Here is a 17,513-nt window from a genome sequence, read left to right on the forward strand (position 1 = left end):
CAAGCATTTTTGAACTAGAGAGAAAACTATTTAATCTTCAATCTGACTGTTTCGGTCTCGGTGAGGTAATTCAATCGCAGAAAGAACAAATAGCGCATCTCAAAGCAAAAATTGCCGAGTTCGAAAACTTTGCGCGCGAGGCTGAAGGTTATATTTTGAATCAACTTGAATCGGGTACGTTTGTATATTCTAAGAAGGAAACCATGAATGGCACCGAGACAACAGTGCATCTTTGTCCAAATTGTTTTACACGCAAAGTAATATCGATACTTCAGCCGCACGAAAATCATTTTTGTGATAGCGAAAAAGAAAGATATTTTTCTCAATGTTGTTGTCATTCTTGCCGCTCCGTTTTTGCAATGCACAGGTCTTCTTGTGATCCAATGCGAGGCTTTACTGTCTAAATATAGTGAACGGGAATGTTCAGATTGTTAAGGATCGAAGCGTCTAGGGGGCGCTTGTCTTACTTTTCGTTTTCGGCGGCTCAGGTAACGGCATCCAATGGCTAGCTCTGCAAGTTTTCTGAATACCCTGGCAACAATCTGCATAGTGAAACTGAGAATTACCAAGATAAACACCCACCAGATATTCTTTTCTATCCTTTCGATAAATAAGTACTTTATTGTTTATCTCTGGCATACGTATACAACAATCAATCCAGTTCATTTATTCTTCGCTTCGTGTTGATGAGACAAGACGACTTGCCGCACATAGTTTTGCAAGCCGTTTATCTGCTCTTCCGCAACTTCGATTCTTCGTCTGAGGGTGAAATAATTTCGTTGAGCGGTGTAGTCAAGTCTGGCGCGGGTTGCATCATCCAGGCTGGAGGAGGTGGTATTGGCGGACACATTGGAACAGGTTGTGTTGACGCGCAACCGGCGACGATTAGCAGCCACATCGCGCTCAAGCTGGGCAATAAGGTTCTTGTCATGTTCAAGCTCTTTGGTGTGTTGTGTATCCAATGCTGAGATGGTCTGCATTTGATGGCTTAACTGCTCAAATGCAACCTGTTGTTTTTCCCTATCAGATACAGCAATCTTTCGTGCTTTTTCAGTGTCGTAATACAGTGTTCGATAATACAAGGTTGCACCTAGTACCGAGACAATGAGTCCAGCTACAATAGGGAATTGCCAACGCATCATGCTGCCAACCTGTGTTGCTCTTCAATCAATGGCTGGCGATGATTTTTGTCGAATATCCCCATTAACGTAGATTTACGCTGCTCAAAGTCCCACCCCATAGCAATGAATACCGTGTTGGCACGTTGCAATTCGGTAATGCAATGGATCTGCTCTGGTGTTAGATAGTCACGAATGGACTCTTTCTTGCCTATTTCATGGTGGACACGAAATTTTGCAGATGTCATACCAAGTGCAATGCGGTTTATTAAATCAGCCTCGTTACTGAAATGGTGTGGCGCGATGGTTTTCCCTTGTACTTCGCGTTCGTGTTTGATGGCATCGGTCATTGGACGGTACTCAATCCGGGCGGTATTGCGATCCATCTTCTTGCCCGCCAATGCCTTGCGCATACGGAAGAACTCGGAAACCAGCTTCTTCTTGAATACACGAACAGCATCATTGTTGCGCATGTAGGTAATTAAGAGTGTAGTTTGCTGCTCGTTGAGAAATGCAACACGAAGAGGCTTGCCACCGCCTTGGCTTCTCTCAACCATACGGATTTCAAATCCGAGTGGCCCAAACTCTTCCAGATCAGCTTTGTTACGGTCAACAAGCTTGATAATGGTGTCATGATCTTTCTCAACCCCCTCAGCAATCGCCATAGTATTCGCTACAAGATCAAATTTCTTTATTTCCACTAATTGCATTGCTTATTTCCTTTTAGTGATAGAGCCTCGTGCCCAGAAATAGCCAGCCCATGAGTCGGCGCGATGATTGCCACCGGCTATCCTCAAGGCTCTATCCCAAAAGGCTCATGGTTGATATGCACCGGGCATGGTGCGTAGAATGGTTTTGAACTGCTTGATTATTTATTGATTTGAGGCTGATACTTTCCAGCCCAGACTTTGGCAACATACAGACAATCTACAAACATCTTGCCTTTTGCACTGGCGGTATTTCGGCGATAATGTTCTTTCGCTATGTCTGCACTGATTCGTGCCACAGATTGGTCATATCCTTGCTTCATCAATTCAGTTATTACATGTTTTTCAATGAATTCTAGGTTGTTCATAATGATGGCTACTGTGCTTCCTTAAAAAGTTAACAACAATTGAGCTTCTTCAATTAAACCCTTAACCTTCTTCGTATGTGCTGCCTTAATATTTTTCCATTCACTCAATCCGGTACCGAATAAGCTGGCAATCGCCTTATCAGTTTTTAATTCCGCACATGCTGTATTAAGTTCCTGCATGATGCTGCGTTTACGAGGATTGACAACTTGCCCTTTAGTCCAGTATTCATAGAGTACGTCATCACACTCCTCTTGGTACTGAACGACTTTGTCACGGATTTCATGCTTGACCTTGTTGGGGTTAATTGTTTGAAGCCAACCAGCAAGTTTCCGAAGCGGAAGGCAAAGCATCTTTCGTGTTCTACCGTCTTCTGCAACCATTGTGATTTCCGCAATGGTTGTATTAAATCGTTGTTTTAACTTTGTAAATTGAGATGCCCAATCCATCTCCATGCCCTCAACAATAGGTTTCATCGGGGTATACGGTTCTCCGTTGTGGTTAACGATATACAGTGCGTTGCCATGAAAAGGAACAGTGATTGTGTTCATTACGTTTTCCTTAATTTGAAATGAACCTTTGCCGCACAGGAAATCAGTCCATCGAGGCTCGCCAGCACTAACCGACTTCCTCAAAGGCTCATTTCAAATGGTTCAGGTTCGATGTGATGCTTTACGCAGCGGGGCGTATAGAAAAGCCTTGAACGATAACCAAGGCTCATTGAGTTGGATTGATGAGTGCATTTGGATTTAAACAAAGTTCCCGTTCTACCTCCCGGCGTTTAATTAGCCCGTTTGATACCTTTCCTTCATCGTATTTCCATCGTCGCATCTGGTCACAAGCGCCTTGAATATCTCCGGTGTTCAACTTTTTGAGTAGCGTTGAATTGGTAAATGCTCCACTGCCGATGTTATAAACAAATGAAGTCAAGGCGGCTTTTTGTAAATCGGTGAGCGGCACAGTGACATAACGTTCAACGGTAGAGTGTGCTACCTGCAAATCCTGCTTCATCAAATCGTTGCATTCTTCTTCGCTATAAATTTCCCCTGTCGTAACGTCCTTGCCGGTATGACCGTGACAGACGGTGAGCACACCGCCACTATCACGATAGGGCTTATAGCGCTTACCTTCGTGCCACTGCACCAGGACGGCAGCCAGTGCTAATACCCCGCCAGCCGTTGCAGCCACAAGGCGTTTTTTAAGTTGGCTATTCATTAAGATTTCTCGTTCGATAACAATATTCCTTGTGCCGGTAATACCAGTTCAGCCCAACGGTCAACACTGAACAGATAATCCCCGTAACCAGCGCCCATTCACTAAGCGATAGCGCACCGCATAGAAACGTCGTCGCGCTGGCACCATAGGCAGTGCCCGTTGTGTATTTTTCAATATTATTCATAGGTAACTTTATTTATTTTCGAGTGTTTGAATGATGGGGTATGTTTCTTCTGCGCCAAGGTCATTGATTTATGAAAAGATAACAGGCCGCTCTGAGAGTCAAGCCATTTAAGTTATTTGCCAGTTATTTTTTTCTTAAGAAATCCGCGGTACTCTTGCGGATTTCACAACTAGGAAAGGATTTTTCATGCCAGAATTCACTATAAATGTTAAAAATAACATTTCTTCCCTAGATGATATAGACGGCGAGCTTAGAGCGCTAAAACTGGCTATATGTCTGTTAGCAACAAGAATTCCATCTGAGCAAGCTGCGGTAGTTCTTGAGGGTCTTAAGGGAACCAATAATAATTACTGCATTGAATTATCTGAAGTTATCGATAAATTCATAAAGTCGATGGATTCGATATCCTCACAGTCAGTTCTTTCGTTTGGCAAAAACCAGTAACGGGTGTTATCCCTGAAACTACTGCTTCAGCGGTAGTTTTAGCTGCATCAACTACCATCGCTCCCCTAAAACCATTCTTAACGAGATATGTGACGACATCTACCACGGCGACATGAACCGGATTAATTTGGCAGTCAGGGTCTCTTTTGTTTATGAATTTGTTATAAATCATTTTTTCTCCACTTAAATATATTCAGATTGCGTTATAATCGTTAATAACGACAATACACTTGCCGCCTTTTACACCGCCGTTGTTATCCATCTTCTCAACGGTCATCACGCGAACCTGGCTATCATCGTGCCAAATATCCGCTCCCGTTAAAGAATCGAGTACGCCTTTGGAATAATTGTCCACATCACGCTTTATTTTGTTGGGTAGATAGAGTTGCATCAATACGGAGACTTCCCCTTCAAATTTTTGACAGTCAGATTTCTGGCGCATCTCGTTGACAATTTTTGCCGTTGTTGCTTTAAATGCTTTAGCTTTATCACTTAAGTAGGGGCGTTTTGAATTATGTCGCCAATAGGTATTAACGCTGGGCGGGAAAGGGAGTTCGATTATCATGTTTTCATTCAAACCTTACTGGGAAATATTTATCTAAGAATATTTGCAATAATGAAAGGAGCTTTTCAGCCTTGGCTTCCCATCTACCAATAAAAAAACTCAAATCAGTATTTTGAACTACACCCAGGTAAAAAATGATAGGGAGAGCAAGGATAATAAATAAAAACCGGATAAAAATGTTGATATAGTTACTCATGCTTCACGCTCTTTTTAATAGTTTTTTTCTTTGGACATATGTCATTCTGCACCCAAGTCTTCTCCACGGTCGCCAGATAAACAACACACTGCCCTTGCTGTTGCCCGCCTTTCCTTCCTTGCCTGTTTCAGCAGAGATAAATGAGAGTCGCCCCTCGGTGATAAATCGCGCTTCATGAGAGGTTTTTATCGCTTCCTGAAACCATGCCGTAGACGTATCGGAAGGGAGTAACATCACTATCGTTTGATTCTGCTTTCGGTGTTGCTCGGCGGCTTTCTTCACCCAAGGCATAATCTTGCTATAGGGGGGATTGCAGAAAATGGCCCCGTCGCTATTCCAATCGCATCTCAGTGCATCTTGCTGTTCAGTTAAAAAGGCTTTGCATAGCGCGTTATTTTCATCGGCGGCGGCATCCAGTTTAAAACCAAATTCGGCATCCAGTGTGTTAAACACTTCAATAGGGGTACGCCACCTGTCTTTGAAAGACTTTGGTGTATTACTGATTAGCATAATTTTTAAACCACAGTAGGATTTTTGTATAACGGAGAGTTCCAGACTTTGTTAATCATGCAGCGTGGTGTGGGGGGATTATTACCGCTTTCGACCAGTTTAACGGCGACATCCCAAAGTTTGGGGTCAATATTTAGTGTTTTCTCAATATGATAGCCCTTCTCGGTGTATTTCTTAACCAGCCTATTTGCTTGTCGTGTGCTAATGGCTTCATGTCGAAACCAGCTTTTTCTATTGGTTGTCATGGTTGTTTTATCCGGTATACAGAATCAAAATTAACAATAGGTTTAATCTCTTTCTCTCGGCATAGACACGGTAAAATCATGTCTAGCTTAAGGTCTCCATTAGGAAATAACACACAGCATCTCGCCCATGCCATGACAGGATAATAATTTTCTTTGTAATCAGCATACCAACCAGATTCTGCACTGATTAATTCACGAATCTCTATTTTTTCTAATTCCATATTCTGAATCCTGTTTTTAACAAGTAGAAAAGGCGAACACTGCACCGTGTGGTGCTGATAATTTGCATTATTTGTTTACCCTTCTCGTTTTGTGCCGTGACCGACTGACTCGACTGGCGGATGTCGATGAGACCGAATTTATCATGTAAGCTTTTCTAAGCGATTTTCAATCCTATCTGGTACGCGCGGTTTTGGGTGCCTTGTGGTTAGAAAACGCCGTCACGGGCGTTCTAGGTGCCTTAAAATCGATTTATGCAGCCATGCGTGAACGGTAACTGCTCCACGTGAACGTCAAAGTGCAACCGCCCCCGTCGTTCATCCGGTCAATCACGCGCTCTCCGATAAATCCGGCCAGTTCGTTTAATGCCAGATTGCTGATGATTATCGTTGGCTTCATGCTCTCGTAGCGCGTGTTAATGACCTCAAATAAGATCATTTTTTCCGCCTCGCTACCAAACTGAACGCCCACTTCGTCGATGATGAGCAAGTCAGGTTGCGTATAGCGCTTGATAACATCAGCTTCTGAACATTCTGCGTTTTTGCTCCAGGTTGATTTAAATTCGCGGGCAATTCGCAGAACTGTCGTGAATAACGCTGAACTTTGATGTTCGTTGATAACGTGCTTGGCAATCGATAGGGCAAGGTGATTCTTGCCTGTACCGGGCTTACCGCACATTACCAAGCCACCACCCTGCTTAAGGCGTTCAGGCCAATGGGTGGCATAGGCATTGCAGAATTTTAAGCAACGTGCCGCATCAGGATTCACTGGCTCGTAGTTATTCAGGGTGACATCGGCAAAGCGTTCCGGCAGGTTCAGGTTATCCATGAGCATTTTAATTTTGCTGTGCTTGCGGTGTTTTTCCTGTTCTGCTTCGGCTTGCTCCAACTGGGTTAATTTTTCGGTCAGGCAAGCAGGGCATTCGCTTCTTGTTTCAATGCCTTTGCCGTGCAGTGCCATCTTGCGGCAACGCTGTTTGAACATGCCGTGCTTGTCGCAAATGGCTTCCTGTTCCTGGTAAACCGTGTGCTCTAGTGGCTTGGGTGGGGCATTCAGGTCTGCCAGTTTTTGACGCACGGTAGTAATTTCTGCGCTGTAGTTCATAGACCCTCCCTTGCTAGACACTCCCTCGCCCAATCAGGTAGCTGCGGTTCCCCATAGTCCTTGTCAGCAAAGCTATCTGCGACAGAGTGGGCCTTGGCCTGCTGAGTTCTTCCGGGTTGATTAGGCTCGAAGAGTCCTTGCCAACCGTTGGCGATACTGGCGTTAATAATTTCTTCAGGCTGATGTCCGTTATCGCGGCACTTGCCTAGCAGCTTGATAGCCTGAGTTACCGTCATCTGGGATTTAATCGGCTTGTTGATTTCCTTCCGGTACTGTACCCAAGAATCCCAGGTTGGTTTTGGTAGCCAAGAGGGAAGTTCTACCGAACTTGGGTCAAACGATTTTGATTTTTCCGCAAGGGGGACTATAGGGGGTTTATTTGGTTTTAATATATTGTCTTTTGTAGTTTGTCTTTTGTGTTTACCTGATTCGGGTAAACTCTTTTTTCCCGATTTGGGTAATTTTACCTGATTTGGGTATGTCTTTTTCTTACCTAATTCGGGTAAACTTTCTTTACCTGATTTAGGTATGTTGTTGTTACCCGATTGAGGTAAACTTACCTGATTCGGGTAAGATTTTATGTTATTACCTGATTGAGGTAACTTGTCATGACTTAATTGGGATAACTGTACCTCATTTGGGTAATCGTTCGGTTGATTACCTGATTCGGGTAATATTTCATTCAAGCAAGTTTTATCTTTCCACTCACTCAGGCATTGATTTATTCCTACAAACCGTCCTGATGAGATAAGGATTTTTCTTCTAAGTAATGCACCTTTAGCTGTTGAGCATTTATGCGGCAACAACCCTGTTAATTCCGATATCTGCCAATTACTCACCCAGTCTATTTTTTTGTTATAGCCATAGGTTTTTCTGATAATTGCCATAACAACCAAAAGTTGATGTTGTGTTAAACCTGCGGTCAGAATCCCCTCAAGAAGTTCATTGGAGATTCTTGTGTATCCTTCTTCTAGCTCAATAACATTAATTTTATTTTCTTCTTTCTGAGCTTCAAAATCAGCATAAGCAACGTTAGTCATAACAGACTCCTACAATTATTTTAAATCGATGTTGGATAACTTATGGTTCAGCTGTACTTATCAATTTCATGTAAAATGCAATCGATATCCGCACATAAGTAATCCAGTATTTCAGGGAGCCAAGGATTCGGTTTGCTGTAACATTCATTCGGATCAAAATACTTGTAAATGTTAGCAGCGACTTCTCTTGCTCTGATAAGCCTGCTATGACTTTCGTGACTAATTTCTAGCTTTATTTTTTCCTGCTGTGCAGTAGAGATATCAACAATTTTCATGTTAATTTCCCTCCATGCTTGCATGCACAGGTTGACGACCAGCCCAGATTAGGCGGCTGTCTTTGAATAGGGTGGTGAAGGTACGGAAGTCCCTATGCGTGAATGACACCTTGCCATAGGGACGATTTGAATCTAAACGGATAACCCAGTAAGTATCTGTAAATTTAGAGTGAGTATGACTAGGGATAGTCGCCATTGACGCGATCTCCTTGTACTTATTCAGGAAATCACCGCTAGAGGTTCCAATCTCTTTATGGGCGGTGACGCTATCAGGGTTGGAACTACTGGCGTACAAGGAGACCAGCCAATCCGAAGATTGCCCTGACAACGCCACCATTGAATGTTGCGAGGCATTGTCTACGACATAAAAAAAGACGCTATCTTCGGCGTCTATTGTCGCCTTGTACCAATTCAGGGTTCCAAACCTGTCACTAGGATTTACTAGTGCATGATTACTATAGGCGAAATTTGCCAAAATAGGCAAGGGATTTTTAATAAAATCAACACAATTATCGGCAGAGGTGCGGCGATCTTGACGTGTAAACGACACTTTGCCGTAAGGGGTAGTTGAGTATTCTTGGATAATCCAGTAGGTATCAATAAACTCAGGGCGAGTTTGGGTGGTAGCAACCATAGTGGCGGCCTCTTCTGTAAGGTTTTTCAACCTCACCAACCCGCGACTAAACGGGGTGGCGAGACGTATTGGGGTTAGTCGACTGGTACAGAAGAAACCAGCGAGCATTTCTGCTCCCCCGCTACGTCCCACCATAACAGGGGCGTAACGCTGATTTCAGACGTAAAAAAACCGCAAATTTAAGCGGCTTAACGTCCGCTTCTGTACTCGGGCGACTAAACCCGGCACCCGTTTTGTTAAGGTGCTGAGTACAATATAGCTCATTTTTGTCCTTGCCGTCAAACGAGTTCGCTTGCTATTGCTTCCTGCTCAGCAACAAGTATGTCATTGAATTTTTGAAGCGCTTTTTCGTTGTAGTGGAAGGACTCAACTTGTTTAGTGCTATAGCGTGACTTATCTAGATAGTATTTGCCGTATGTATCGTTTTTCATGTTGTTGTCATTGGCAATACGGCCAATCTTGTTAGCTGAAATATTAAACATCTTGCCAATTTGTGTTGCGGTATAACTCTTCTCTTCAAGCACAGGCAGAGGGATAACTTCATTGCCCGCTATAGGGTTAATCAGTCCAGCAATAACGGCTTGACGGGCGGCATCAGAAAGCCCCGTAGCCCACTGGAAAGTCTTTTCAGCTATCTCCATCTGGATTTGCATGGCTCGTGCTTTACGGTATTCTGGTAAGCCGCTACCTTCGTCACGGTGGACTGTTTTCATGCTGTAGCTTCCCTGCTGACGTAATGTAGGTAACACCTCTTCGCATACCCAATCCTGAACACGTTCAGCAGAGGGTAGTTTGCTTTTCAGTATCAGGCGATAGAGATCCGATTCCGGCGCAAGGATGATTCCTTTAGGGTAAAAGCCTAAATTCAATTCCGTTGTTTCGACGGAATCAAGTTTAATCAATGACTTACAGTGATTATTTAATGCCTGATGTGGGTCGCTATATCCAAGAGCCTTTGCAAGTTCGACTGCAAAGAACACAGGCTTGCCTTGGTAGAGCGTTCCCTGTAGCTCGACATCGGCATCAGCAGACTTAAATAGCATTAATTGTGTTTTGGTAATGTTGGTCATAACAATTTTCCATAGTTAAACGGATATGGTTAAAAGGCATTAAGGGTTGTTAACTTGCGAAATTTACAGATTGGGTTATGCCGCAATTCCGTTCATCATGACGCTTAAGAGCTTAGGAAACAGACTGTCGTAGAAGTGTGGCTGTGTCTGACGTGGGTTATTCGGATCGGTCAGATTCTTACCGAACTGCAAACCTTTCTCCGTTAGCGACCAGAACAGTTTTTCTTTATCAGGATGCTTGCTGCTAGGGCGAGATTTACGTTCAGCGAGTCCGAGCAATTGCAGCCGCCGATAGCCAGATTGTGGCGTGTAGGGTTTCCCGTGTAACAGTAAAAGCTCAGTGAGCGAATGTGTAACCTCACTTGATCCGGTGACATTGCCCTCTGGTGCGTCTACCGTGTAGGCTGGTAGAATATCTGGCATGCCGAGCGACGATTGGAGTTTTTTCATTGCTCCCAACATGGCGGAAGGTGCTATTCGTAGCTCTTGCTTGTAGAAAGCCAGCATTGCCAATCCAGCCTGTACTTTATCAGTTAGCGGTTGTATAGGTGTAGAAATCACTTCATCAAAAGTACGAATAACTTTGAGATGAAAAGCTGCACTAATCCACATTGCATAAGCGTAAACAAGTTCTTTGGCAACGTATGTTCCTTGCTCTGTACCTCCTCTAATAACCGATACCGGAATTCCGCCCTCGCTCAAAAATTGCTCAATTAATTCTTGAGTTTGTTTATTAGCAAGCCAATATGCAGGACTGTCTTTTTTAAGATCACCAGCGGCTTTATGCAAATCATTCAAACAGTAACGCCCGAAAACATCCTGACGGACGACGGTATTTTCAATCACAACTAACTTGGTCATAATAATTTCTTCACTATTAAATGAATTTCGTAAAAGTCTATTAACGAGCTACTTGTAAAATTTTGCTTGTTGACCCTCAAAAGGTTTAAACTAAAGAAAAAACAGGAGGATCCGCTATGGGCCAAGTTGCATTTGATACTCAAGAATTCGTTGAAACGCTAGAAAACGCAGGGTTGCCGAAAGATCAGGCCAGAGCGATCTCTATCGCTGTTCGCAAGTCTCATGAAGTGGCCGATGTTGCTACCAAAGCGGATATCGTTGAAGTGAAGCACGAAATTGCCGAAGTCAACCGGAACGTTGCCGATGTCCGCAAGGACTTATCTGCTGAGATTGCCAATGTTAGGCATGAGATTGCCGATGTTCGTAAGGATATTGAACATCGCTTTGAAAAAGTTGAAACGCAAATCGTCGATTCCCGTAAAGATACGGCAGCTCAAATTGCTTTACTTCGTAAAGATGTTGAAAGTATATCAACTTGGTTACTCATAAAAATGGCGGGTATGATGGCTGCTATCGTCGGTATCGCTACGGCCATTATGAAATTTCTTTAAACTAGCCTTCAAAAGGGGATCTCGTCGTCATAAAATGGGCCTGACGTTACATTTCCAGATTGACTTGCTAGCGGTTGATTTTGTTGGGGTTTACTTTCTTTCTTGCTAGAAAAATCAATCTCGTTGACAAGCACAACAGCGGTTGTTTTTTCTGTACCATCTTTGCCCGTCCAACTTTCGAGCCAAAATTGCCCGATAACAGTAACCTTGGTTCCTCGTGTCAGATAAATGGGTAACTTTTCAGCTTTGGCACCAAACATTCGACACTGCACCCAAGAGGTTTTCTCATGCTCGCCGTATCCTTGCTTGACCGGTAAAGAAAATGTGGCAATTAACTTGCCGCTTGAAGTGCTGCGAGTCGTGCAGTCACCACCAAGATTGCCGGAAAATATCACGGTGTTTATACTCATTGTGTTGGTTCCAGTTCTGATTTACGCAGGTCATAAACTTGTTTTGCTTTCTTCTGATGTTCACCAGACAAATTCTTAAAGGCATATCTGAACGACGTTTTCAAATCCTCATAAGAATTAGCCTGAATCGCGCCATCAGTGAATTTTTTTAAAATTTCGTCTGAGCTTGCGTTAATGGGTATACTCTGTTTTTGTTGTGAATATTCATTCGTATCCGCATCTTTAGCGTCATCAATAGCAAACAGTCCGTTTAACGCATACTTTCTGGCGTATGAAATGGTTGCGCCCGTTAACTGAGACTCATCAAATCCTTTTTTCTGTTCCGGTTCACGAGCAGAAGACGTTGCCGAAAACGTAAATTGCCCATCTGTTAATGTTGCCGTTGATTTCACATAATGGCGATTGCCAATATAGGTAATTTCATCATCTATTTTGATGTCCAATTGACACTTTAAGAGTAGCGGTTTAACGGCTTCAAGAATGCCTTCACAGGTTCTGTATTTATACTTTGCAAAGTTGTTCCATTCGCTTTTTGGTGCGTTCAAATCTCGCTGTATTTCTCTAATTTTTGCATGAAATGCTTTCTCTAAATCAATCACATTATTGGATGATGACATCGATTGTATCCTCTATTAAATTGAGAAAATCCTTTCGTCTCAGACGAAGTTGATTTATCTCGTCTTGATAGTCTTTTCTCGCTAGACGATAAATAATGAGCTGTTTGTCTTCTGGGAAATCAGCGCAGTAGCTAACGAAATCCACCCAATCACGCGCTGTACAATCGAGGTGGCCTATCAATTGCCACTTGTAAGCAGGGTCAAAAGTTCTACGTTTCAATGTTTCAAAATGCACAGCGGCGGTAACGGACTTGATTTCTATCACGCCATCGCTTCCTACAATGCCGTCTGGACTATCGCCATAATCACCGAGGTCGAAAAATCCGCCATTGGTGACATCAACACTCCTCTCAATCTCATAGAGCGTTCTAGCCATCGGTTCTTGTTCATGGCCTCGCTGCATGTGCGCATTAGTAAAGCTAAATTCAGACTTGTTGCCCTTGATAATCTCAAGCGCAATTTGTAGTGCATATCGTTTTGCCGGTTCACCAAAAGCCCTCCCTGCGTTCGCCATGAAACAGCCAAATTGAGACGCGGTCACCTTTCCTGTGCGCAGTTCATTCCATTCCTGAGTATTTTGTTCTACGTCATGCCACAGCATCATGCTGGCACCTCGTAGTAAGCATCACGGCATCGCATCAGATACAGAATTTGCGCCGCTGTCTGCATAACGTCATACAGCGCGTCATTAAAGCTATCAGTCGTTTCTAGTGCCAGCAATAAAGCATCATATTTTTCACCTGACTTTGAACCAGAAAATAGTTGAGCAATATAGGGATTAGTCAAAATCTCGTATAAGTATTCACCCTCTGGTACACATGCCTCTACTTCTTCGATTGTTAAGTGTTTCCTCGCCCGAAGAATTTCATTTTCAGTTTGAATGTCCATGTGGCTTCCTTCTTCGGCGGCAGATTACTACTTAATTTATTTTCCTTGCCCAAATGCGCCACCGCTGACTGTTCCAGTATATTTCTGGCAATGCTTGTTTTGCATGAGTACATCCGTCGCATTTATGGTTATTTTTTTCGTTATCTTTTTGTTTGGCTTACAGGTTGTGAGCGCAAACTTCGCCAATCTATGTACTGCATTCCTCTGTTCTGGGGTTGCTTCTAGATGTTCGTTATTGAGGTGCTGTTTTGCTTTTACCGCCTTAAATACTGATTTGCACAGCGGACAAAAAGCCGTCATTTCCCAAAATTTCACGTATATTCCTCCGTTTGACGTGAAGCAATCTCGTCGCCTTCTTCGGCGATAGCGGCTCTTGACCGTATAGAGATAAGCTTTTGGTAGGCATCGATTATTGATGCTGTCAGTAGGGTATCTGTCTACTTGATTTTTAAATGACGCGAGAAGGTTTACGATATCGCGTTCTTGTGTGTGATGTTCGGCGGGTTCACGCCATATGTTATTAATGATTTCTTCGGTTGAGCTTTTTTTTGAATTTTCTTGGTGTACAAGATGTAGTCTTAGTAAACGAATTGCGTCTTTCTGTCTGTACTGTTCGATATACATTGTTTTTCTAAGGTTATTGCGATTTTTCTTTGAATTCACAATGCCCCCTCCACAAGAAGATTTATGCTAAGCACGAAACGTACTTACTACAAATCCACCTATTGGTTATTTGGTGTTTGTGTACGCTGCCGTCAGCGTACCCCGTTCGGAAAGTCCCTACGTAAAGTAGGCTCAACTTCGCTTCACATAAACTTCATGCTCAGCTATCAGCAAATTACAGGCGTAACTTCCCTGCCATCCGTTTCACAGATTTTGTTTTACTGATACCGTATTGTTAAAGAGCAGTTCCGCAGGAAACGCTGGCTATGGACTTTTATTCAAATTTCTTGCTTGGTGATTACAACCCAAGCCATTTAAGCCAAGCGTCACGTTCTTCTGCGGGACGATTAAAGTAGGCTGCTCGCAGCCCTCTATTAAATTCGGGAATGTATATCAATCGTTCTCTCACTCGAGAATTCGGTTTACTTGGGTCTTGCAATGGAATGACCGGCAACTTGTTGTTTTCGATCATTTCCTGGACAGCGCTAGGGGTTTTGCCGATTAACTCTGCAAATTTTTTAACGTGCATGACATCTATCGGATATCTCATCTCGTAGTCGTCGTTAATCATTCCTTCCCTCGCTTTCATCTCTTTAAAACGCTTAGTACCGCTTAAAACCCCTTAAAACCCAAATTCTGGTATGCTTAATACTGGGTGCATTTGCCGCGATTTATCCAGTTTGTCTGATTTTAGAGGCAGTTGCAGAGCAATAAAGGTTCTATAACACAGACCTTTATTGAGAATATAGTCTATGATATGGAACCTTGTCAAATGAAAATGTCTCAAAAGATTAAAGCCATCAGAAAAGCAGAGGGGTTAACACAGATCACGTTCTGTAAAATTACCGGGATAGCATTAAGTTCGTTAAAAAATTATGAAGGAGGACACGCGGAGCCAGGTCTTCAACCTATACTCCAAATTACAAATACAAGTCTTTTTGAAAAATATACATTCTGGCTGATGACCGATAAGGTAAAGCCAGAAGCCGGGCAAATCGAACCGGCTTTCTCTCTCAGTGGCTCGGAAGTCTCGGAGAAGAAGGATCAAAGAAAATCCTTCCATACGAAGGTGAATTGATGTTAGCACTACATGATTTTTGGATGGTGAGTGAAACAATAGTTGTCTAACTAAAAGGGAGTTTTTCGCCCCATATAGCTATTCATTACAGTTAGTTATAATACATATCAAGATATCAAATTATCATTATATCTTGATATCTAAACGTTATCTTGATAGAATGATATCTATATATAAAGATATCTAGAGGTAGGGGTAATTATGATTTATGCTGTAGTTAATACAAAAGGTGGAGTAGGGAAAACAACTACCGCAGTTCATTTAGCTACAATGCTATCCCGAAACGGTAAAGTCCTACTTATTGATGGTGATCCACAAGCAAGCGCCGCTAGTTGGGCAGCTTGGCGTAGAGATAATCAGACCTATACTCCTAGCCCCACAACTACTTGTCTTACAGGAAAAGCCATACTTAATGAAGGAAAAGCATTAGCTTTGAATTTTGATCATACCGTTGTTGATGTTGGTGGGCGTGACGCTTCGGGATTACGCTCTGCCTTACTGCTAGCTAATAAAGCAATTATACCTATTGGGGCTTCTAATCTAGATGCCGCAGCGATGGCAGATATGTTAGAAATTTTAGAATTAGCGAAAGATTATAATCCTAATTTAGACGTGCGAGTGTTACTGAGTCGTGTAGATCCAAGAACGAAAGATACAAAAGAGATGTTAGAGTTTTTAACTGAGCAAAACATCGCGGTACTTAAAAGTTATGTTTGTGAGCGTGTAGCTTTTCGTCGAGCAATCGGAGAGGGAGCAACAGTCTTTGAATTCGGAAAAGATAGCGCAGCGATAAAGGATATTGAATCATTTTTCGTGGAGGTTGAAAAATGAAAAAAAAACCGGATTTAAAGCTGTTTAAAGATCCTGAAAATTTTCTGAATGGGGGTGCGGCTGATATAGCTGAAAAAGATTACACAGTTAAACATAAAGGTAAATTTTCAGAAAAAAAATTAACACAACAAAAGATATTTCGGTTATCAGTTGAAGTTTCAAATGCTCTTAAGCTTTATATTGCTCAATCTCAAGCAAATACAGGAATTAGGATCACAGAAACAGAAATAGTAGAAAAACTATTAAGAGAGTATTTAGATTTAAAATGATATCAAGTTATCTAACTATCTTAATATCAAGATATCTTATTTAAAATCAATGACTTAATTATTTTTTAAGAAATTAATTTATTTAACAATGTTTTTTTAAGCTTATACACCTCTTTCTTACCTTTTTCTCTTTTGCGTGAAGCTTCTGCTTGAGGAGTATTTTGATTGCGGTTTTTGAAAGTTACTTTGTCTGTAGAGGCATCTAGGAAGATTTCATAATCTGGAAGATCATTAATTTTAGTCAGTTGCTTGATATCAAATTTAAATTTTCTAATCTCCCTAGATGACCCTGTTTTCTCATGAAGCTTTTCAAGACAGATAGTAAATTCAGCTTGATTACCACAATGCTTACGAGCAATTTCGTACAATCGTCTATCAATAGCTTTTCGTATGCGAAAATAGTCAGGGCTAATTTTTAACACTTTAGTTTTAGTTATCGCTTGATAAAGCCAATCTGGTAGAGTTATTTCTACCATACCTATATCTAATTTACCTTTTTTTTCTTCTAAAATTCTCCAGCTATCAATTAATCCAAAACCAATTGTTTCTTGTTTGTCTTCAGAATAAATAATATTTGTTGTAATACGAGTACCTGAAAGCCTCTCTAAAGTTTTTTCTAATTCTTTGTATGACTTACCACCTTTATCTCTATTGGTCGTGATAAAAAAATCATACGGAGTGAAAGTTATAGTACGACTAATCGGTTGATTACTATTAATAGCTTCTTGCAATTTTGAAATAGCATAAATCCAAATATCTTTATCAAAAATAGTTGCCAAACCTATGCCCGCTAATGATCTTACAACAACAGTAACATCACCACTTCTATATTCCCTAAGCTTCGTATCACCGCCTTTTAAAGCAAAAAAAGGATGCTCCATACTTGCTAGTTCATCCCGAAAACTCGAAATATCAACTTCATCAGCAATAAAAAATTCTAATGGTTTATGTTTATGTGGACGCAATGTTTTCATATTTTTTGATACCAAAAGGCAATATTTTAATAAAAACAATAAGTTATAGTTTTCGGGATTTACGGACACTAAAAACGTCAGTAAGCCAGTCATAAAAGTCGGGATTTACGGACATTATATCGGGACTTGCGGACTTTGCAAAAAAAATAGACAAAAAAATTGTGAATAACTCGAAATTGCAGTCGGGATTTACGGACAAACTATCGGGATTTACGGACAAACTATCGGGATTTACGGACAAACTATCGGGATTTACGGACAACCAAGATTTTTTTTATTATTATAATTAAATGCTTACAACCTGTTTTTCGGCCTTTAACTCTTTTAACTTATACATAACTATATTTAACTACGCGCGCGCGAGGCTTGTCTGTGGATAACTTTTTTGACTATCGACACAGGAGGCTATCGTGTGAACCTGCTAAATGTGACATCTAATGCTCTTCCGCTTCCTCGCCAAGACAGACTCGCTTTGCTCG

General features: G+C 41.8%; 31 protein-coding genes. 6 read left to right on the forward strand and 25 right to left on the reverse strand.

Annotated elements, in window-relative coordinates; all coding sequences use genetic code 11:
* On the forward strand, positions 1 to 404 hold a 404-nt coding region (locus tag V3224_RS27220; RefSeq protein WP_334473591.1), incomplete at its 5' end, for a hypothetical protein.
* Between the two features lie 43 nt (positions 405 to 447).
* Here the strand turns inward: V3224_RS27220 and V3224_RS30410 are convergent.
* From V3224_RS30410 to V3224_RS27250, 7 genes are all read right to left on the reverse strand, one after another.
* Positions 448 to 666, reverse strand: coding sequence for a DUF551 domain-containing protein (locus V3224_RS30410; protein ID WP_442891109.1), 219 nt, complete (start codon positions 664 to 666; stop codon positions 448 to 450).
* The gene (locus V3224_RS27225) at positions 663 to 1,142 is read right to left on the reverse strand and encodes a lysis protein (RefSeq protein WP_334473592.1); all 480 of its coding nucleotides are present in this window, start codon (positions 1,140 to 1,142) and stop codon (positions 663 to 665) included. Before V3224_RS27225 ends, V3224_RS30410 begins: the two co-directional genes overlap by 4 nt.
* On the reverse strand, positions 1,139 to 1,828 hold the full coding sequence (locus V3224_RS27230) for a Rha family transcriptional regulator (protein WP_334468946.1): 690 nt from the start codon (positions 1,826 to 1,828) through the stop codon (positions 1,139 to 1,141). The genes V3224_RS27225 and V3224_RS27230 overlap by 4 nt, the downstream gene beginning before the upstream one ends.
* Before the next feature lie 158 nt (positions 1,829 to 1,986).
* Entirely contained in the window at positions 1,987 to 2,193 is a 207-nt protein-coding gene (locus V3224_RS27235) for a hypothetical protein (RefSeq protein WP_334473594.1), read from the reverse strand.
* 21 nt (positions 2,194 to 2,214) lie between these two features.
* Positions 2,215 to 2,742 (reverse strand): phage antirepressor N-terminal domain-containing protein, encoded by a 528-nt coding sequence (locus V3224_RS27240; RefSeq protein WP_334473596.1) that lies wholly within the window; start codon positions 2,740 to 2,742, stop codon positions 2,215 to 2,217.
* 166 nt (positions 2,743 to 2,908) lie between these two features.
* Positions 2,909 to 3,406: a lysozyme gene (locus V3224_RS27245; protein WP_334473597.1), complete on the reverse strand. Its 498-nt coding sequence runs from the start codon at positions 3,404 to 3,406 to the stop codon at positions 2,909 to 2,911.
* Positions 3,399 to 3,590 carry a phage holin family protein gene (locus V3224_RS27250; RefSeq protein WP_334473598.1) on the reverse strand — a complete coding sequence of 64 codons (192 nt, stop codon included), beginning with the start codon at positions 3,588 to 3,590 and terminating at the stop codon, positions 3,399 to 3,401. The genes V3224_RS27245 and V3224_RS27250 overlap by 8 nt, the downstream gene beginning before the upstream one ends.
* 186 nt (positions 3,591 to 3,776) lie before the next feature.
* On the opposite strand from V3224_RS27250, the gene V3224_RS27255 reads away from it, so the two are divergent.
* A complete protein-coding gene (locus V3224_RS27255) occupies positions 3,777 to 4,034 on the forward strand; it encodes a hypothetical protein (protein WP_334473600.1) in 258 nt (85 codons plus the stop codon).
* A 193-nt stretch (positions 4,035 to 4,227) separates the two neighbouring features.
* Here the strand turns inward: V3224_RS27255 and V3224_RS27260 are convergent, their stop codons facing one another.
* From V3224_RS27260 to V3224_RS27310, 11 genes are all read right to left on the reverse strand, one after another.
* The gene (locus V3224_RS27260) at positions 4,228 to 4,599 is read right to left on the reverse strand and encodes a RusA family crossover junction endodeoxyribonuclease (protein WP_334473601.1); all 372 of its coding nucleotides are present in this window, start codon (positions 4,597 to 4,599) and stop codon (positions 4,228 to 4,230) included.
* 4 nt (positions 4,600 to 4,603) lie between these two features.
* Positions 4,604 to 4,795, reverse strand: coding sequence for a hypothetical protein (locus V3224_RS27265; RefSeq protein WP_334473603.1), 192 nt, complete (start codon positions 4,793 to 4,795; stop codon positions 4,604 to 4,606).
* 3 nt (positions 4,796 to 4,798) lie between these two features.
* On the reverse strand, positions 4,799 to 5,305 hold the full coding sequence (locus tag V3224_RS27270; RefSeq protein WP_334473605.1) for a phage N-6-adenine-methyltransferase: 507 nt from the start codon (positions 5,303 to 5,305) through the stop codon (positions 4,799 to 4,801).
* A 5-nt stretch (positions 5,306 to 5,310) separates the two neighbouring features.
* Positions 5,311 to 5,550: a hypothetical protein gene (locus V3224_RS27275; protein WP_334473606.1), complete on the reverse strand. Its 240-nt coding sequence runs from the start codon at positions 5,548 to 5,550 to the stop codon at positions 5,311 to 5,313.
* Positions 5,547 to 5,771: a hypothetical protein gene (locus V3224_RS27280; protein ID WP_334473608.1), complete on the reverse strand. Its 225-nt coding sequence runs from the start codon at positions 5,769 to 5,771 to the stop codon at positions 5,547 to 5,549. The genes V3224_RS27275 and V3224_RS27280 overlap by 4 nt, the downstream gene beginning before the upstream one ends.
* Positions 5,772 to 6,021: 250 nt before the next feature.
* Positions 6,022 to 6,873, reverse strand: a complete 852-nt coding sequence (locus V3224_RS27285) for an ATP-binding protein (protein WP_334473610.1) — start codon at positions 6,871 to 6,873, stop codon at positions 6,022 to 6,024.
* Positions 6,870 to 7,913, reverse strand: coding sequence for a replication protein (locus V3224_RS27290; RefSeq protein ID WP_334473612.1), 1,044 nt, complete (start codon positions 7,911 to 7,913; stop codon positions 6,870 to 6,872). Before V3224_RS27290 ends, V3224_RS27285 begins: the two co-directional genes overlap by 4 nt.
* A gap of 47 nt (positions 7,914 to 7,960) precedes the next feature.
* Entirely contained in the window at positions 7,961 to 8,188 is a 228-nt protein-coding gene (locus tag V3224_RS27295) for a hypothetical protein (RefSeq protein WP_334473614.1), read from the reverse strand.
* A 1-nt stretch (position 8,189) separates the two neighbouring features.
* Positions 8,190 to 8,822, reverse strand: a complete 633-nt coding sequence (locus V3224_RS27300; RefSeq protein ID WP_334473615.1) for an ash family protein — start codon at positions 8,820 to 8,822, stop codon at positions 8,190 to 8,192.
* A gap of 278 nt (positions 8,823 to 9,100) precedes the next feature.
* A complete protein-coding gene (locus V3224_RS27305; protein ID WP_334473616.1) occupies positions 9,101 to 9,892 on the reverse strand; it encodes a BRO-N domain-containing protein in 792 nt (263 codons plus the stop codon).
* Positions 9,893 to 9,967: 75 nt separating this feature from the next.
* Positions 9,968 to 10,753 carry a KilA-N domain-containing protein gene (locus V3224_RS27310; protein WP_334473617.1) on the reverse strand — a complete coding sequence of 262 codons (786 nt, stop codon included), beginning with the start codon at positions 10,751 to 10,753 and terminating at the stop codon, positions 9,968 to 9,970.
* A gap of 116 nt (positions 10,754 to 10,869) precedes the next feature.
* Here V3224_RS27310 and V3224_RS27315 point away from each other — a divergent pair, with 116 nt between their 5' ends.
* Positions 10,870 to 11,304 (forward strand): hypothetical protein, encoded by a 435-nt coding sequence (locus V3224_RS27315; RefSeq protein ID WP_334473618.1) that lies wholly within the window; start codon positions 10,870 to 10,872, stop codon positions 11,302 to 11,304.
* 8 nt (positions 11,305 to 11,312) lie between these two features.
* Here the strand turns inward: V3224_RS27315 and V3224_RS27320 are convergent, their stop codons facing one another.
* The 6 genes from V3224_RS27320 to V3224_RS27345 all read right to left on the reverse strand — a co-directional run bounded on the left by V3224_RS27320 (position 11,313) and on the right by V3224_RS27345 (position 14,453).
* Positions 11,313 to 11,714 carry a single-stranded DNA-binding protein gene (locus V3224_RS27320; RefSeq protein WP_334473619.1) on the reverse strand — a complete coding sequence of 134 codons (402 nt, stop codon included), beginning with the start codon at positions 11,712 to 11,714 and terminating at the stop codon, positions 11,313 to 11,315.
* On the reverse strand, positions 11,711 to 12,331 hold the full coding sequence (locus tag V3224_RS27325) for an ERF family protein (protein ID WP_334473621.1): 621 nt from the start codon (positions 12,329 to 12,331) through the stop codon (positions 11,711 to 11,713). The genes V3224_RS27320 and V3224_RS27325 overlap by 4 nt, the downstream gene beginning before the upstream one ends.
* Positions 12,315 to 12,935, reverse strand: a complete 621-nt coding sequence (locus V3224_RS27330) for a YqaJ viral recombinase family protein (protein WP_334473623.1) — start codon at positions 12,933 to 12,935, stop codon at positions 12,315 to 12,317. The genes V3224_RS27325 and V3224_RS27330 overlap by 17 nt, the downstream gene beginning before the upstream one ends.
* Positions 12,932 to 13,219: a hypothetical protein gene (locus V3224_RS27335; protein ID WP_334473625.1), complete on the reverse strand. Its 288-nt coding sequence runs from the start codon at positions 13,217 to 13,219 to the stop codon at positions 12,932 to 12,934. Before V3224_RS27335 ends, V3224_RS27330 begins: the two co-directional genes overlap by 4 nt.
* A 36-nt stretch (positions 13,220 to 13,255) precedes the next feature.
* Entirely contained in the window at positions 13,256 to 13,882 is a 627-nt protein-coding gene (locus tag V3224_RS27340) for a hypothetical protein (protein WP_334473627.1), read from the reverse strand.
* Positions 13,883 to 14,180: 298 nt separating this feature from the next.
* Positions 14,181 to 14,453: a Cox family DNA-binding protein gene (locus tag V3224_RS27345; protein WP_334473629.1), complete on the reverse strand. Its 273-nt coding sequence runs from the start codon at positions 14,451 to 14,453 to the stop codon at positions 14,181 to 14,183.
* Between the two features lie 201 nt (positions 14,454 to 14,654).
* Between V3224_RS27345 and V3224_RS27350 the strand changes: the two genes are divergently transcribed.
* The 3 genes from V3224_RS27350 (at position 14,655) to V3224_RS27360 (ending at position 16,060) form a co-directional block, all read left to right on the forward strand.
* Positions 14,655 to 14,960, forward strand: coding sequence for a helix-turn-helix transcriptional regulator (locus tag V3224_RS27350; protein ID WP_334473630.1), 306 nt, complete (start codon positions 14,655 to 14,657; stop codon positions 14,958 to 14,960).
* 201 nt (positions 14,961 to 15,161) lie between these two features.
* A complete protein-coding gene (locus V3224_RS27355; protein WP_334473632.1) occupies positions 15,162 to 15,791 on the forward strand; it encodes a ParA family protein in 630 nt (209 codons plus the stop codon).
* Positions 15,788 to 16,060 carry a hypothetical protein gene (locus V3224_RS27360; RefSeq protein WP_334473633.1) on the forward strand — a complete coding sequence of 91 codons (273 nt, stop codon included), beginning with the start codon at positions 15,788 to 15,790 and terminating at the stop codon, positions 16,058 to 16,060. Before V3224_RS27355 ends, V3224_RS27360 begins: the two co-directional genes overlap by 4 nt.
* A gap of 65 nt (positions 16,061 to 16,125) precedes the next feature.
* Here V3224_RS27360 and V3224_RS27365 read toward each other — a convergent pair whose 3' ends face one another.
* Positions 16,126 to 17,034, reverse strand: a complete 909-nt coding sequence (locus V3224_RS27365) for a replication initiator protein A (RefSeq protein WP_334473634.1) — start codon at positions 17,032 to 17,034, stop codon at positions 16,126 to 16,128.
* Between the last annotated feature and the right edge of the window lie 479 nt (positions 17,035 to 17,513).

It is taken from the genome of Arsenophonus sp. PmNCSU2021_1 (assembly GCF_036919435.1).
GTDB classification, from domain to species: Bacteria; Pseudomonadota; Gammaproteobacteria; order Enterobacterales; family Enterobacteriaceae; genus Arsenophonus; species Arsenophonus nilaparvatae.

Bases quoted from the DNA above. Each gene is read 5' to 3' on its own strand.
- V3224_RS30410 (WP_442891109.1), bottom strand. From the start codon at position 666: ATGAACTGGATTGATTGTTGTATACGTATGCCAGAGATAAACAATAAA.
- V3224_RS27225 (WP_334473592.1), bottom strand. From the start codon at position 1,142: ATGATGCGTTGGCAATTCCCTATTGTAGCTGGACTCATTGTCTCGGTA.
- V3224_RS27230 (WP_334468946.1), bottom strand. From the start codon at position 1,828: ATGCAATTAGTGGAAATAAAGAAATTTGATCTTGTAGCGAATACTATG.
- V3224_RS27235 (WP_334473594.1), bottom strand. From the start codon at position 2,193: ATGAACAACCTAGAATTCATTGAAAAACATGTAATAACTGAATTGATG.
- V3224_RS27240 (WP_334473596.1), bottom strand. From the start codon at position 2,742: ATGAACACAATCACTGTTCCTTTTCATGGCAACGCACTGTATATCGTT.
- V3224_RS27245 (WP_334473597.1), bottom strand. From the start codon at position 3,406: ATGAATAGCCAACTTAAAAAACGCCTTGTGGCTGCAACGGCTGGCGGG.
- V3224_RS27250 (WP_334473598.1), bottom strand. From the start codon at position 3,590: ATGAATAATATTGAAAAATACACAACGGGCACTGCCTATGGTGCCAGC.
- V3224_RS27255 (WP_334473600.1), top strand. From the start codon at position 3,777: ATGCCAGAATTCACTATAAATGTTAAAAATAACATTTCTTCCCTAGAT.
- V3224_RS27260 (WP_334473601.1), bottom strand. From the start codon at position 4,599: ATGATAATCGAACTCCCTTTCCCGCCCAGCGTTAATACCTATTGGCGA.
- V3224_RS27265 (WP_334473603.1), bottom strand. From the start codon at position 4,795: ATGAGTAACTATATCAACATTTTTATCCGGTTTTTATTTATTATCCTT.
- V3224_RS27270 (WP_334473605.1), bottom strand. From the start codon at position 5,305: ATGCTAATCAGTAATACACCAAAGTCTTTCAAAGACAGGTGGCGTACC.
- V3224_RS27275 (WP_334473606.1), bottom strand. From the start codon at position 5,550: ATGACAACCAATAGAAAAAGCTGGTTTCGACATGAAGCCATTAGCACA.
- V3224_RS27280 (WP_334473608.1), bottom strand. From the start codon at position 5,771: ATGGAATTAGAAAAAATAGAGATTCGTGAATTAATCAGTGCAGAATCT.
- V3224_RS27285 (WP_334473610.1), bottom strand. From the start codon at position 6,873: ATGAACTACAGCGCAGAAATTACTACCGTGCGTCAAAAACTGGCAGAC.
- V3224_RS27290 (WP_334473612.1), bottom strand. From the start codon at position 7,913: ATGACTAACGTTGCTTATGCTGATTTTGAAGCTCAGAAAGAAGAAAAT.
- V3224_RS27295 (WP_334473614.1), bottom strand. From the start codon at position 8,188: ATGAAAATTGTTGATATCTCTACTGCACAGCAGGAAAAAATAAAGCTA.
- V3224_RS27300 (WP_334473615.1), bottom strand. From the start codon at position 8,822: ATGGTTGCTACCACCCAAACTCGCCCTGAGTTTATTGATACCTACTGG.
- V3224_RS27305 (WP_334473616.1), bottom strand. From the start codon at position 9,892: ATGACCAACATTACCAAAACACAATTAATGCTATTTAAGTCTGCTGAT.
- V3224_RS27310 (WP_334473617.1), bottom strand. From the start codon at position 10,753: ATGACCAAGTTAGTTGTGATTGAAAATACCGTCGTCCGTCAGGATGTT.
- V3224_RS27315 (WP_334473618.1), top strand. From the start codon at position 10,870: ATGGGCCAAGTTGCATTTGATACTCAAGAATTCGTTGAAACGCTAGAA.
- V3224_RS27320 (WP_334473619.1), bottom strand. From the start codon at position 11,714: ATGAGTATAAACACCGTGATATTTTCCGGCAATCTTGGTGGTGACTGC.
- V3224_RS27325 (WP_334473621.1), bottom strand. From the start codon at position 12,331: ATGTCATCATCCAATAATGTGATTGATTTAGAGAAAGCATTTCATGCA.
- V3224_RS27330 (WP_334473623.1), bottom strand. From the start codon at position 12,935: ATGATGCTGTGGCATGACGTAGAACAAAATACTCAGGAATGGAATGAA.
- V3224_RS27335 (WP_334473625.1), bottom strand. From the start codon at position 13,219: ATGGACATTCAAACTGAAAATGAAATTCTTCGGGCGAGGAAACACTTA.
- V3224_RS27345 (WP_334473629.1), bottom strand. From the start codon at position 14,453: ATGATTAACGACGACTACGAGATGAGATATCCGATAGATGTCATGCAC.
- V3224_RS27350 (WP_334473630.1), top strand. From the start codon at position 14,655: ATGAAAATGTCTCAAAAGATTAAAGCCATCAGAAAAGCAGAGGGGTTA.
- V3224_RS27355 (WP_334473632.1), top strand. From the start codon at position 15,162: ATGATTTATGCTGTAGTTAATACAAAAGGTGGAGTAGGGAAAACAACT.
- V3224_RS27360 (WP_334473633.1), top strand. From the start codon at position 15,788: ATGAAAAAAAAACCGGATTTAAAGCTGTTTAAAGATCCTGAAAATTTT.
- V3224_RS27365 (WP_334473634.1), bottom strand. From the start codon at position 17,034: ATGAAAACATTGCGTCCACATAAACATAAACCATTAGAATTTTTTATT.